This window comes from Desulfonema magnum, from assembly GCF_017377395.1.
Lineage (GTDB): Bacteria > Desulfobacterota > Desulfobacteria > Desulfobacterales > 4be13 > Desulfonema_C > Desulfonema_C magnum.
Genome location: NZ_CP061800.1, coordinates 2,892,852 through 2,907,210 on the forward strand (window position 1 = coordinate 2,892,852; position 14,359 = coordinate 2,907,210).

Sequence of the window (14,359 nt, forward strand, 5' to 3'; positions counted from 1 at the left end):
TTGATGCACAGGCTTTCAGGAGACTTTTTTCAACGCTGTGCTGATACTGAATTGGGTTAGGAAGTTTGGTTTTGAAAAGCTGAAAAGGCGGTCTGGAAAACAGTGAAAAATGAAACCTGGGGAGCGTAAAAGACAAACATATCTTCGAATAGGTAGAAATTTCATAAAAAAATGCTGAAAAAAAACCCGAGGATAGAAAGAAAATTTTTTTGATATTCAACTGTTTTTTTATTATTTTAATTCAACCTCCAACCGACGGATAATTGATTCGATTTCTTCTTTGGGAATTTTTGAAAAATCTATCTTCAGATTCACTCCTTTTTCCTCATCGTCTATTAAAAGCACATTGTCTTCACCTTCTTTTTTCAAACGTACAACCTTATGCGCCAGTATTTTCTGGTGAAACCCTTTCAGGTGGAGTTCTTTTGGGGGATCGCAAATGACTTTGTCTTTTACATACCCCCATGTTTCATGGCTTATGAATATTTCATCCTTCTCTGCCGCGGTTTCCAGTCTTGACGCGAGATTCACAGGGGTTCCCACAATGGTGTAATCCATCCTTTCTGATGAGCCGAAGTTTCCCACCGTGCAATATCCCGTGGCAATTCCCATTCGGCAATGCAGGGGTTCCTGATAACCCAGATCATACAATTTTTTTTGCAGATCTTTCATTTTTTCCCGCATTTCTATTGCCATGCTCACGCATCGCAGAGCATGGTCCTCATCGGAAGTAAATTCAGGATCTCCGAAAAAAACCATAATCGCGTCCCCCATATATTTATCAAGGGTCCCTCCCCATTTGATGACGATCTGGGTCATTATTTCAAGATAAAAATTCAAAAACTCTGACAGAGCTTCTCCTTCCATATGAGAACTGGTATATGTGAAATCTTTGAGGTCTGAAAAGAAAACAGTAAGCTTCTTTCTCTGGGGTTTTATTTCAACATTCCCTTTTTCATGCGTAATTTTTTTAAACAACTGAAAGGAAACATACCGGCCCAGTCTTTCCAGTATCCTGTTTAGTTTTCGCTGCTGATTATCACTGACCCGCGTTACTGTTTTGGTCTGGCGAAGAAGCTTTTTGTAGTTTTTTAAGAGACCTTTGTATTCTTTCAGAAGGGTTTCTTTACCAACCGCCTCACCCTTTAAAAGCGATTCAGCGGTTTTTAAGGTGTCCTCTTCTTTAGAAAAGATGGAATTCTCTTTTTGCATATTTGCTCCCAAAATTAACAAATAATTCTCGGAACCCATAATTATCATTTCATACTGATAATTATTATGTGCCGAATTTGCCGGGGATTATGATTTTAAAGCAATTGCGAAACTTGCAGCGTCATCTTTCAGGAGCTTTTTCAACGAGGTTGAATGTTACAGATTCCAAATCTTCCTGAAATTCTTCCCCGAACTCCAGGGCGTCTTCGTCGTCCTCTTCGTATATCCAGTTCAGGGTTATACGTTTTCCGTCACTTGCCGCCTCATCCAGTACGTCACAAAAATCCATCAGAACCTTTGAGGAGCTGCTGTTGAAATAAATAAGTTCCATATTGACAGTGATATTCTGCTCACCGATATTTTCAAGGTACTCTTCCAGCCATTCAAAAACAGGCTGATAAAAGACCGAGGTATTTTCCGGGTAAGATTTGCCTTTGATGCCAAGGGTGTGTTGCTCACAGTCAAAAGATATCTCAGGGGTATATTTCGTGGCTTCAATGATTAAGCTGTTCATTGTCTCCTTCTCCTAAATTACTATTTTCATAGAAAAAAAAGAAAGTTTGTCATCAATCGTCTTAAAATTGAACTCAATGGGTTTGCTGGCCTTTTTTGCCATGTCAATGAATCCGAGTCCGGCACCGCTACTTTCCGGAGGCGGTCCCTCCCTGCGCTTTCGTCTGTAATACTTCTTGAGTTCATCCTTGTTCATATTTTGCAGCTTTGTGAGATTTTCACGGAGTTTTCCGATTTTATTGTTGTCAACCATGTTTCCGCATAATACAAAATAATGCTTATTTTCATAACCCACTGCAATAATGCCGAGACTGAAATCTTCTTCCCTTTCATCAGAATAGCGCATAATATTCTGCGCATTTTCAACAACTGTGGAAAACACCCTGAGAACAGTGGATTTTCCGGCTTCTCCCATGGTCATGTGCTGTTCCAGGGTGGTGCCTATTTCCGCCACCAGGTTTTGGGAAATAGGACCGCTTAAACAAAAAAAGATGCCCCGCTTGCCGAGATCTTCCTTAAATTCATAAAGATCTTTTAGCATATAAGCCCCCCTTGTATTAACTGTTTATAACCAAACTTATATTAATCACATGATCTCCTGTATATTATTTCAGAAGGTTTTGTCCTGAAAAAGCTGAAATAATCTGATGTTATTTATCTTTTTCTTCCTGCTTCACAGCGGTGGTTTTACTGAAGAAAAATTCAGTCGGTGCCACATTCTCCACAGGCTTGGAGTTCGGTGGGACTCACCGTATGTATTAAATACTTTCAATGTATTATGGTTAACAAAAGACAGATACCAGTTCAGTTCCTCTCTTTTCTATATCGTTCTCACGCGACATGTGAACAACTTCGTTTTTTATGATGTTAAGGGCTTTTTCCAAAAATAAAATACCGCCCTGCATTTTCCCTGTGTTTCCAAATCAGGCATGTTATTTTTTTTGGAGTTCCCTAACGGCAAAGCAGGAAAAACGAGGTCAATGCCACCTCTGGTAAAATTATAAAAAAGAAATTAGCCAATTCGATTTCTATTTGCAAGAGTTAGTTTCAGAGAATGTGTTCCCAAAATGAAATAAATCTGATAATTCGTAACAGCAGATGATGTCTGTTTCTGATATCTGTTTAATTATATTATTTATTTAAAACGATTACACAATGTTTATGTTATGCGGATGTTCAGCATGTCACTTTGGCAATATCTCCGGTCCGGGATAAAGAATTTCATCACACTGAAAAGGGTTGATTTTAAAAACGCTGTGTTTTATAAAATACCATCTTCCGAAATAAATATGCTTATATAAAAATATTATTAAATCAGTTGGTTTGTTATATCAGCCTCATAAAATATCTGTAAAAACATTAAAAAATGAATGAATTATTTATTTTTTAATGAATGGGGATTTTTTATTTTTTATAATCATATTAAACATATCCCCCCGGCCCCCTTCAAGGGGGGATAAAATGTCACATCATCTTCCTCTTTGAAGGGGGCAGGGGAATGGAATTTTAAGGGTCGAAGAAAGGCGGCCTTCAGAATCTGCTCGGGCGGATTTTGTAAACCGGGAAAAAGATGAAAACCAATAGGTACTTATGGCATGTACCCAGATTTTTTACCGCTGTTGGCCTCAAACCTTGTATCATCATACTTGCAATCCTGGCAACCTATTTTATTCCGGGAGATGTGTGTCGCGGGGTTTCATTTATACCAAAGGAGACAGCACATGTAAAGAGCGCTGGTAATCTCTATGAAAAACCCGCAGAAAATTCCTCGGTAACGGATAAGCTGAAAGAAGGTGACACCGTCACATTTATTCTGAGTGAGGGCGAATGGTGCATTATAAAACTTTCAGATGACCGGTTAGGCTGGGCTCATAAAAGCCTTTTTGCGGACAAACCTCAGGTTTCGGAAAAAAAAGAGACAGCAGAAGAAATCCCTCCCGGAGTTACTCCTGTCCAAAAAAAGGTCAGGCTGAAGTTTAACAGGGGCCGTGTCCGGGAAGAACCTTCACTTCGGGCGGGAATAAAGCTTACACTTGAAAAAGGAGAGACTGTATCTGCTATTGGCGCAAAAGAGGGATGGTATCTTGTCAGACTTGATAATGGCACCGTGGGCTGGGCGCATCAGGGGCTTTTTATCGAATCTGATGAGCCTTTGTCCTCCGAAGATGCCTCTGGTAAAGATTTTGCTAAGGAAATTAAGGAGATTAAGGTTGATATTACACCGGGAGGAGAAGAAAAAATTGTCTTTGTGCTGAACGGGTTTTATCCGCCTGAAACCTTTGTTATTGAAGAGTCCGTACCCAAAGTGGTCTGCGATTTTTTCGGCCTGAGACTTGGCAGCGGTATTCGTCGTCAGACTGAGGTGAACGGTGACCTTGTTCAAAAAATACGAATCGGTGTTCACAAAGGGGCCGAGCCCAAAACAAGAGTCGTGATGGATCTGGTGTCCGACCGGGACTACGAAGTGGAACAAATATTTTTCAGAAAAGAAAATCTCTATACATTAACATTCAAATCGGTCAGCAACTAATGATCTGAAATCCGAAACAAATTAAAATTGTTTCGGATTTCGGATCTGTCTGTGATATTATTAGTTGGCTGAGTCAAGAATGGCGTAAGTGTCAATCTCTTCCACATAATACCATTTTAAAGCGCTCATCTGATAAAAGACAATGATTCTGGATTCGCCGTTATGTTCCACTTCACGCAGTCCCGATTCACCCCTGACAATTGCTTCCGCCACTTCCGGGACAGGGAAAGGTTCCAGTTTCAGGGCCGGATCTGTGGAATGTTCCTGAACATCCGCCTCTAACTGGCTACTGACAACAATACGTCCTCTGTCATCCAGGAGAAAGCTTTCTATGACACCGACCGAGCCTTCTCGTTTGAGATTATCCTCAATGATGTCACTGAAAGTCACATCCATGCCTAGGACGCCGTAGAACTGATTCTCCTTGTCATAAAGCGATATGGCGCAGGGCAGTACCAATCCCAGTCCCTGTATGTCAGCATAGGGATTTCCCCATTGAACACCATGTTTGTATGAGCCAAGTTTATACCAGGGGCGGACCCGGGGGTCGTATTCAGGCCCGTAAGACCCTTTGCCAGGATAAGAGTACATCACTCCGATTTCCAATCCGATATATGCCCATCGGATGGGAATACCATGAACAGTCAGCAGGCGATGAGCTTCCTCCTGTGTGACAGGCGCAAATCCGGGCCTGCTTTCCAGCAAGGTCTTTTTAAAATGGTGTCTGAGGGGGGCCAGTTTCTGCATAATCGTTGCCACATCTTCCCGCCGAACTCCCGGGGCCGGTTTTACGACCGGGTATTCGATGCTCACCGGGCGTTTATATAAATGTGAATAATTCAGATCAGGCGGCGTTTTCTCAGGGATCTGAAAATCCTCAAGCCAGTAGAATCGCTCATTGTTCGACGGCCCTTCCTGGATCAGATACATGGCATTATTCGCCAGGCTGGCTGCCAGATCCTCAAGACGGAGAAAATGGCTGTCAATAAAATGGGCATGGGCAGAGACCTCTGCTTGCAGATGGGAGAGTTTGCTTTCCCGAATCTGGGCTGCCTTCATGGCGACTTGTTCCCGATGCAGTCCCCATATTGTGACTGTTGAAGAAATCAGAAGTATGCCCAGTATCAGAATCAGCGTGAGCTGACGGTGTTTGCCCATCCAGCGCAGCACCTTCCGGGGAAGGTTGTCGGGCAATTCTGAGACTTCGTCTCCTCTGAGGTAACACCGGAGATCCTCAGCCATTTTTGAAATACTCGGATAACGGTTCTGAGGTTCGGATTCGGTTGCCCTGTGAACAATGGCTTTCAGTTCAGGATCAATTTTTCTATCCGGAAGCATATGGATCATCCGGTTGAGATAGCCGCCTTTTGCCCATTTCAGTTTTTGCTTGGCATCTCCGATCCGGGGAGGTCGCAGCGTAATCAGTTCGAACAGGACTGTGCCGAGTGAAAAAATATCACTGGCTGTGTCAACATCCCGTCGTCCGTGGGCCTGCTCGGGTGACATATAACTCGGGGTTCCTAACACGCCTTCGGGCTGGGTGCCGATAATCTCGGTTCCGCCGGACCGGGACATGCCGCTGGTGAGGATCTGCTGATCCTGTTCAGGCATATCCTGTTCATCATCCCTGAGCATTTTTGCAATCCCCCAGTCCATGACATAAACTTCGCCAAAATCACCCACCATGATATTGGCAGGTTTGATATCCCGGTGTACCACACCTTTACGATGGGCATATGTGATGCCGTCACAGGCTTTGAGAAAGTGTTCAAGAAATGTTCGCTGTGTCAGTTCCTGAGGCAGTTTTGCTTTGGGATTTTCTGTGTAGGTGGTTCTGACTTTGTTCATGAGTTCAAGCAAAGTTTTACCTTTGACGAGCTTCATGATGAAAGAAACATTTTTTTCACCTTCCGCGGGCCGTTTGACAGTATAAAGCGGCACAATATTGGGATGATCCAGCTGGGCCGTAATCTGAGCCTCTCGTAGAAAAAAACTGAGAGCGGCAGGTGTCACACTTTCTTTTTTCAGGACCTTTATTGCAACCTTACGAAGAAGCTGCGTATCCCTGGCAAGCAGAACCTCTCCCATCCCTCCTTTGCCAATTGTTCCCATTTCAACATAGCGTTCGGCAGTTCCGCTGATGGTGTCAAACACTTCCTGTGAGAAATCTACGATGGTCAGTGTCACTTCGCCGCCAGTCAGTTCGCTGCTGCTGATTCTTTCTTCCGGAGGTGCAGGTGCGACAGGCGGTCTCACCTGTGACACAGGCGGTCTCACCTGTGACACAGGCGGTCTTTCTGCCTGCGGCACAACAGGCTCTGGCGGATAGACAGTGAAAATATGCTTACATTTTGAACAGCGAAGCTTGGAACCTTCCGGCCTGATGAGGCTGTCATTAATATTGAAAGCAACCTGACATTTTTCACATTTTACGATCATGGTAAGTCCTTTGACAAAAGTGGTGATTGGGTATTTGTGATTGGTGATTGGGTATTTGTAATTGGGTCATTATGATTTGTGACCGGGGCGTTGTGATTTAAAACAAATGATCTGTAAATCACCAGTCACCAATCACAAACCACAAATCACAAACCACAAATCACAAATCACCTAATCATTCCTTCAGTGCTTTGATTTCGCTTTTCAAATCTTCAATCTGCGCTTGCAGTGCTTTAATCTGGGCCTGTTGTTCCTTGATGGCTTCTACCAGCAGGGGTGTCAGTTTTTCATAGGAAACAGCTTTGTAACCCTCATCGTCTGTGTTCACGAGTTCGGGGAGAACAGGTTCTATATCCTGTGCGATAACACCGACCTGCGTGCCTTTGTCAAAGCCCATGTCCGGGTATTCATCTGTTTTCCATTCATAAGTGACCCCTTCAATCTGCGATATTTTTTCCAGGGCATTCTGAAGCGGCCGAATATTTTTTTTCCATCGCACATCCGAAGGTGTCCAGGAATCTCCTGATGTGTAAGCATCGCCGTTCACATACATGCTGCCATGAACATACAGGCTGTGATCTTCATAAGCCACGGTATTGATGCCGACATTGCCGTTTATTGTCAGTGTGTTGTTATCAAATTCCCCGTAAACAAGAGGGGTTGATGTGTTTGAATTGGCAATGCAGAGCTTATTTGATCCGATTTCATTGGCTCCTGCCTGATACCCCAGAAAAACATTGCCTTCGCCCGCGTTGCCGTGACCTGCATAATATCCCAGGGCAGTATTATTGCTGCCTGTTATGTTGTTATAACCGGCATGGTGTCCGATGAAAGTGTTATAACGTCCGGTGGTATTTTTTTTGCCGGAACCGCTTCCGACAAAGGTATTGAAATTACCTGTGGTATCACTGGAACCGGCCTCTCCGCCGATAAAGGTGTTATAGTCGGTATCTTTGGGAACGCTGCCGCCTGCATTTGAGCCGACAAAGGTGTTGGTGCTGTCTATTGCCAGCACATTCTTTCCTCCGACTTTGTAAGTCCCGCTGATATTGATATCTCCGTCAACATCCAGTTTATGCGCCGGAGCGGTTGTGCCAATGCCGACATTGCCAGTGATAAAATAGGCTTTGTCATCATCCAGTTCAAAAGGGGAAGCCCCTGGCGGGCCTGTGTCCCCTTTTGGCCCCGGAGGCCCCTGAAGTCCGGTGTCCCCTTTTTCTCCGGTGTCCCCTTTTTCTCCGGTGTCCCCTTTTTCTCCGGTGTCCCCTTTTTCTCCGGTGTCCCCCTTGTTTCCTTTCTGACCAAGGGCTAAAATATCCCATAAACCAGTTGCGAGCGGAGGTGTTTCAGAACCGGATGAAACATGGCCCAGCAGACAAATATAACTTGTGCCGTTATATTGGACACTGTCATATTTTTTATATTCTTCACCCGCTTCCCAAAGTCCTTTCCAAACAATTACATATGACTCAGGCAGTGAAGATTTCATACCTGCTGTTACTTGCAGCGCATAGACAGCCTCTCTCAGATTAATTTTTTCGTCGCTGTCAACATCGCCAAGAATGCCTGCAACCGAAGTTTCAGCGATCCACAGAGAAAGTATAATAAATGCTGTAAACATAACAGACTTCTTCATCATTCCTCCTTATCCTTTAAAATTAATAACTCCCATAATCAGCAGATGGGAAAAAAGCCCCTCAGCAATCTTGCTCCAACGCTTCGCGTAGGAATGCAGCGTGAACGCTTTGCATTTCAGTCGTGTCCTGCCGGCATTCCCACGTGAAGCATGGGAATGAGATTGTCTGTGAAATTTCCATATACTGATAGTATTAGGTGTTAGGTGTTAGGTTTTAAGTATTAGGAAAAACTATAAAACTTTCATCATTCGTTGTGACCGGCAGTTCATGGCCGTTTATAAAAAACACTTTTTTTGATTTGATTGACGATATTGATCCTTTTCTGACGAGGTGCTGGCTGAGATAAAGGTGTCATTGTTGAAAAACAAAATTTTTTTTGCCTTATTAAGTGAGTTGTCAGTTGCCAATTGTCAGGAATCGTTGTAAAATTTTCATGTTTTGTTGTAACTGTGGAAGCATTGACCGTAAAAAATCCGGACGACTCATCCTAAGCTGTTCCTGCACTATATTAGCTTAAAGACTTTATCAGATTATTTCAACCCAAAAAATGTTTGTCTGTCAAAGCTGACTGTTCACCACAGACAACTCATTAAACTTCGTGTTCAAGTTTTTTTCCGTCATTCCTGCGAAAGCAGGAATCCACAGTTCACCACAGACAAGAGATTAAACTTCGTGTTCAAGTTTTTTTCTGTCATTCCTGCGAAAGCAGGAATCCACAGTTTCCGGAACCGTGATGTCAGCCGAAAACAGATTCCTGCTTTCACAGGAATGACAAGGTTTTTTGTTCGAACCGGGTCAAAAAACTTGATCATTGAGTTAAAGAAGTTTTAAATCCCAATTCCAGACACCCGGTCTTCTTTTGAGTTTCACTGTTTCCGGCACAGGTTCGACAAGGTGGACAAACAGACTGTATCCGGCCTTATGAAGTCTGTTTTTCTGGGTTTTTATATCCATTTTCCAATTGGGATAGATCCATATATTGGCATCATATTCTTTGATCCACGCGTCTTCGCCTTTGGGACTGGTAAAAGGTCTGTCGGTTTTTAAATTTTCCAGGGGGATTCGGGAAACACACAGGGGCCAGTTCCCCCAAATAACGATTCCCAGTGGCAGAACGCTGTGTTTTGGTAATTGCAGATAATCTTTTCCGCTAAGTTCCGGGCTGACAATCACACCTGAAAATCCCATGAGTGACATGGCGCGGACAGCCAGAACATTGGTGATGTTGCAGAACGGTCCTGCCCACAGATTCAGGTTTTTTTTCTTTTTCCCGTGTCGCTGTCCGAAACCGGAAAAAAAAGCCATCTGCCAGGGTGAGTTCAGTACAAAATTTTGCCCTCCTTTTTCCAGAACAAAAGCGATCATTGCTTTCCATTTTTCCTCTTCTTCCGGCCATATCACAGGTGGAAGCCACCACCAGACAGATTGAAATTTTGAAATCGGAACTCGGGGGTTGGAATTCGGGGATAACCAGACACCGTCGGTCTGACCTTTAAATTTTTCCTTTCCAAACTCCCGCCTGACCCGAATTTCAAGAGTTGCAAGCTTTTTAGGGGATACTCTGGGGAATCTGGCGTGAAAATTCAAAGGAGCGATTTGCGGTGTTTCGATCACTTCCTTTTCAAGTTCGGATAACATTTCTTCAAGGGCTTTTTCCCGCCGGTCTGTCAGGAAAACCGGGGCCGCATATGAACCTTTTTTTGAGGAAGAAAATTTGAGATGCAGCTGTCCGCCTTTGGGCACATATTTTCCAACCCGGTGGATACTGTGTCCTGATTCACCTTCATATCCGATACGCAACACATCACCGGATAAAAGTTCCTCCCGGGCGTTTATATAAGGATTTTGTTTTGTACCTTTTACTCTGCCGATAAAAAGTCCGGATCCGGTTTGTCTCTTAATATCTATGGGGTTCTGGGGTCTTTGGGGCAGAAAATAATAATGGGTTCCCGGTCTCCCCAGGGCCTGGGAAAGCAATCCCAGGGCGGTTTTTTTCATCTGGGGATCGTTTCCGTGATCCCTTAATATCTGGTAAGCCTTGACCGTATAATACACATAATGGGGGCCTTTTTTACGGCCTTCGATTTTCCATGCCCGCACCCTGGGAACAGACAGAAGCACTTTGATCAGCACATCCAGACTCAGATCCTGGCAGGAAAAAAATTTTTGGGCCTGATCCTCTTTTTTCTTTTCCCGCTTCCCGGGGCTGACTTTTTTTCTTTCCCGGAAAGATGAAGAAGACTGATCATTTTGGGTATAAAGCCTCCGACAGGGCTGGACACACCTGCCCCGAAGTCCGCTTCTGCCCCCAAGATAACTGCTCCAATAGCACCTTCCGGAAACACCGTAACAAAGGGCGCCGTGTACAAATACTTCCAGGTCAGGACCTTCAGGACATGCCTGAGCCATGAGTTTTATTTCATCAATATTCAGCTCTCTGGGTAAAACCACACAGTCAATTCCGGGTCTCATATTTTTTTGTATCAGTTCCATTGCCCTGGGGAAACTGACGGCGGCAAGGGTTGACAAATGAATTTCCCCTGAAAAGCCTGTTTGTTCAGCCAGTTGTAAAAGAGACATATCCTGAATGATAAGGGCATCCGGTTTCACCCGGCGGTTCAGCCGAAGCAGAAGTTTTCCTGCCTCATCCAAGTCCTCTGTTTTCATAAGGGAATTTAGGGCAACATAAACCTTTGTTTTTTTCTTATGGGCCAACTGCGTCAGGGAAGTCAGTTCCTCTGCGGAAAAATTTTTTGCCTCCATCCGCGCTGAAAAGCTTTTCAAGCCGCAATAAACCGCGTCTGCTCCGGCTGCCAAAGCAGCCAGAAACGATGCCTTGTTTCCGGCCGGAGCCAGAATAAAGGGAACATGCTTTTTTGTCATGACATATATTTTTTTTAAAGTGTTTTTAGTGCCAATGGTTCGGACAGTTTTTGGGAATTAAGACCGTATAAGATTCAACCTTCTGAAAATTATGCAAGAAAAAAACAAAGGGAGATCAGATAACAAGGAAATATCTTCCTTTTCTTATCTGGCTTCCTTGTGGTATCTGACCGAAATGATTATGACGGGTCAGTCCGGTGAGGGCCTCCGAGGTTCTGAAAACCTCGGAGACCCTCACCCTTCAGAATTTATTTGGTCGTGTAACAGATTTTTAGACAAGTTGTAAGAATAAAATCATACTGGTTCGCAGTTCCGCCTGAAGGCGGAATTACGAACTGAAAAAGTCTTATTATTTCTTATGTAATAAAAAACCGTCCGAACTGTTCTGTTTTTTGGTGTCCGGTGTTTAATATTTGGTCATTATTCTCATTAAATACCAAGTACTAAACACTAAACACCAAAGATTTAAATCGTGTATTTTCGCTTTAACACTTTGAGTTCTTTTTGCAATCCCCTTACTCTGATTCGCAATTCTTTGAGTGCGGCTTTTGTGGTTGACATGAGTTGTTCTTCATGATCCTTTTGATATCTTCTTTCGAGTCTGGCCACTTCATCTTCAAGCTCCTCTTCGCTCAGATCAGGATAGGTCTGCTCAATGAGCGGCACAACTTTTTCATCGAAATGCTGCTTCATCTCTTCCAAAACCCACTTCTCCATTTCTTCCTGATTGGGGAATTGAAAGGTGTCAAAACATAAGTCTCTGTAGTGTTCGCTGATGATGAGTTTTGCACATGTTTTGGCAATACCTTTTAAAGAATATTCTCCGAAATACCCGTAGTACCTTATGATTTTATTTGCTAACATGTTCTCAGGTGTTTCGTTTTTTACATCTGAGTTTTTTTTCTGTGGTTCACGATCAAAATTATTTTCGGCCGACATTTTAAAAATTTTCCTTATCTGTATCAGTTAAAATTGAAATCCCGCTTCAAAAAACGGTCCGTTGAAACTGGTTTCTATTTCTACATCCTCTTCGTCGAAAAAGATGCTTTCATATCTGTAACCACCTGCTACAAACAGAGGACCAAAAACCTCTGCTTTCACCCTTCCGATCAGACTGTATAAGTGGTTGTCACTGTAGGTTACGCCTCTTAATTCCGCCTCCGCTGTCAGCCCTTCAATGGGCCGGAACCGGGCAGCGACATATAACATGGGAACTGGCAGGGTGCCGCTTTTCGATTCTGCATTGTTGATATCATCCTGGCGGACTTCTGTCTTAAAATCAATAACTCTCAGATTCAGCCCCACATCAATATTGAATGTTCCCAGCGATACCAGACCGACTAAGGGAATACCATAATATAAGGCAATATCATAATTATGGAGCGTAAGCTGTGAATAAAAATCTGTGTTTCCCTTAAAAACCTTATCACCGAATTCAAAATCCCCTGATTTTCTGCCAGTGCCGTCAAACTCCGTTTGTGTTGTCATAAGGTAAATATTTGGAAAAACGGGGATGTCTAATTTCAGTCTTCCCATGATCCGAAATTCGCTATCATATTTCAGGTCGCTTTTCAAATCAAGCAGATCATCTGATTTATAGGAGATATCACCCTGCGGCGACTGGTTACAGCCGCCAATTGCAAGTTCCATCCCTACGGCATAAGACACAGTCGGGACCGTGAACAGAAAAACCAGACTTAACAGTATTAATTTTTTCATCATCATCTCTTTCTGCATCGGAAGCTTTGAAAATTTTAGCAAGCTTATGGTTAAATTATTCAGGATTCAATCCTAAAAGCACATTATTTAGTAAAAAACAACAAAAGAAGCAATATTTCTCAAAAAACCATAATAACCATGAATCATAAATTTTTCGAACTGTTTGAGAAATTATTTTGTAACTATTTAAAATTATTAATTTTAATAATTTTATGTCATTGAGGTATATAAGAATTGTTTTAATAGGATTATAATGATCTGAGATGATTTTGGTACAATCAGCAGATCGAAAAAATTTTCAGGGCCTCGCAGGGCGGGCAGGAAAGATGGGGAAGAAACCCGGGTTTTTTCTGGCGAAGGGGATACATTGTTCTATGAAAAAATCCGGATTTCATTGTCGCACACAGCACGGAAACTTTTCGATCTGCTGACAATAAATTATCACTCGATGATCAGGTTTTTTGGGTTCCCGAGCAGAAAAAGTCTAAACCGCTTTTCAGATTTTATGAAGGACATCAAAAAAACTTATTTTGAATATCGGGATTGCCTGACAGATTTTGATGAGGGAAAAATTCAGGACATCAGCATAATGAAAAACATCCCGGAATCTGTCCAGGGAACGGATGAATGGGATACGCAAAACAGAAAAAAACAATGCTGTCTCGCGCTCTTCCGTACTCCGTGGAAAAAAGCGATGAACCGGTTTCTGAAATTTCGAAAATGCCTCAATCCATTTGAATATTGGTTATTTCAGGTGAATACGCCTTTTCAAACGTTCCATATGTTTTTCATCCCTGTAAGAAACAATTGTCACAGGTGAACGCCGAAACATCTTCTCTGCAACCGAACCAACTAAGATATGTTCAACATCTGTGCGTCCTTTGGGTCCCATTACAATCATATCCGCTTTTTCTTTTATGATTATTTTTAATAATTCATCAATGGGATTTCCGACTTTGAAAATGATGCGGATTCTTTCCCATGGAAAAGAAGATTCTTTTATGATTTGTTCCATAACCTGCTGTCGTTCTTTCTTGATATCTCTGACATAATTGTCGCCATTCACTTCATAGCCTAAGGATACAATACTCCCGACAGCTTCAACGTCACGCGAGTTGATGATGTTTGCCACAATCAGATCCGCATTCAAAGTTGTTGCCAGTTTTGCCGCATAATTGAATATACCTTTTGCATATTCCGAAAAGGCGATTGCTACCAGTATTTTTTTTATCTCTTCCATAATATCTTCCTTTGAATTTGTGATTTGTGGTTTGTGATTTGTGATTTGTGGTTTGTGGTTTGTGATTTGTGGTTTGTGATTTGTGGTTTGTGATCGGGCTTAATGTTTGATCAACGACAAATCCCCAAGCCCCAAGCCCCAAGCCCCAAGCCCCAATCCCCAAGCCCCAATCCCCAATCCCCAATC

The 14,359-nt window shown here is 42.9% G+C and carries 10 protein-coding genes; 1 reads left to right on the forward strand and 9 read right to left on the reverse strand.

What is annotated here, in order from left to right; genetic code table 11:
- Positions 1 to 231: 231 nt before the first annotated feature.
- The 3 genes from dnm_RS11630 to dnm_RS11640 form a co-directional block, all read right to left on the reverse strand.
- Positions 232 to 1,212: an adenylate/guanylate cyclase domain-containing protein gene (locus dnm_RS11630; RefSeq protein ID WP_207682811.1), complete on the reverse strand. Its 981-nt coding sequence runs from the start codon at positions 1,210 to 1,212 to the stop codon at positions 232 to 234.
- Between the two features lie 121 nt (positions 1,213 to 1,333).
- Positions 1,334 to 1,726 (reverse strand): DUF1987 domain-containing protein, encoded by a 393-nt coding sequence (locus tag dnm_RS11635; protein ID WP_207682812.1) that lies wholly within the window; start codon positions 1,724 to 1,726, stop codon positions 1,334 to 1,336.
- 12 nt (positions 1,727 to 1,738) lie between these two features.
- Positions 1,739 to 2,266, reverse strand: a complete 528-nt coding sequence (locus dnm_RS11640; RefSeq protein ID WP_207682813.1) for a SiaB family protein kinase — start codon at positions 2,264 to 2,266, stop codon at positions 1,739 to 1,741.
- A 1,029-nt stretch (positions 2,267 to 3,295) separates the two neighbouring features.
- On the opposite strand from dnm_RS11640, the gene dnm_RS11645 reads away from it, so the two are divergent.
- Positions 3,296 to 4,255 carry an SH3 domain-containing protein gene (locus dnm_RS11645; protein ID WP_207682814.1) on the forward strand — a complete coding sequence of 320 codons (960 nt, stop codon included), beginning with the start codon at positions 3,296 to 3,298 and terminating at the stop codon, positions 4,253 to 4,255.
- Between the two features lie 60 nt (positions 4,256 to 4,315).
- Here the strand turns inward: dnm_RS11645 and dnm_RS11650 are convergent, their stop codons facing one another.
- The 6 genes from dnm_RS11650 to dnm_RS11675 all read right to left on the reverse strand — a co-directional run bounded on the left by dnm_RS11650 (position 4,316) and on the right by dnm_RS11675 (position 14,173).
- The gene (locus dnm_RS11650; RefSeq protein ID WP_207682815.1) at positions 4,316 to 6,694 is read right to left on the reverse strand and encodes a protein kinase domain-containing protein; all 2,379 of its coding nucleotides are present in this window, start codon (positions 6,692 to 6,694) and stop codon (positions 4,316 to 4,318) included.
- A gap of 175 nt (positions 6,695 to 6,869) precedes the next feature.
- Entirely contained in the window at positions 6,870 to 8,333 is a 1,464-nt protein-coding gene (locus tag dnm_RS31255; protein WP_207682816.1) for a tail fiber domain-containing protein, read from the reverse strand.
- Between the two features lie 814 nt (positions 8,334 to 9,147).
- Entirely contained in the window at positions 9,148 to 11,214 is a 2,067-nt protein-coding gene (locus dnm_RS11660) for a peptidase U32 family protein (protein ID WP_207682817.1), read from the reverse strand.
- 465 nt (positions 11,215 to 11,679) lie between these two features.
- Positions 11,680 to 12,078, reverse strand: coding sequence for a hypothetical protein (locus dnm_RS11665; protein ID WP_207682818.1), 399 nt, complete (start codon positions 12,076 to 12,078; stop codon positions 11,680 to 11,682).
- Positions 12,079 to 12,180: 102 nt separating this feature from the next.
- Positions 12,181 to 12,933, reverse strand: a complete 753-nt coding sequence (locus dnm_RS11670) for a TIGR04219 family outer membrane beta-barrel protein (protein WP_207682819.1) — start codon at positions 12,931 to 12,933, stop codon at positions 12,181 to 12,183.
- 745 nt (positions 12,934 to 13,678) lie between these two features.
- Complete coding sequence (locus dnm_RS11675) at positions 13,679 to 14,173, reverse strand: universal stress protein (RefSeq protein ID WP_207682820.1); 495 nt, start codon at positions 14,171 to 14,173, stop codon at positions 13,679 to 13,681.
- Between the last annotated feature and the right edge of the window lie 186 nt (positions 14,174 to 14,359).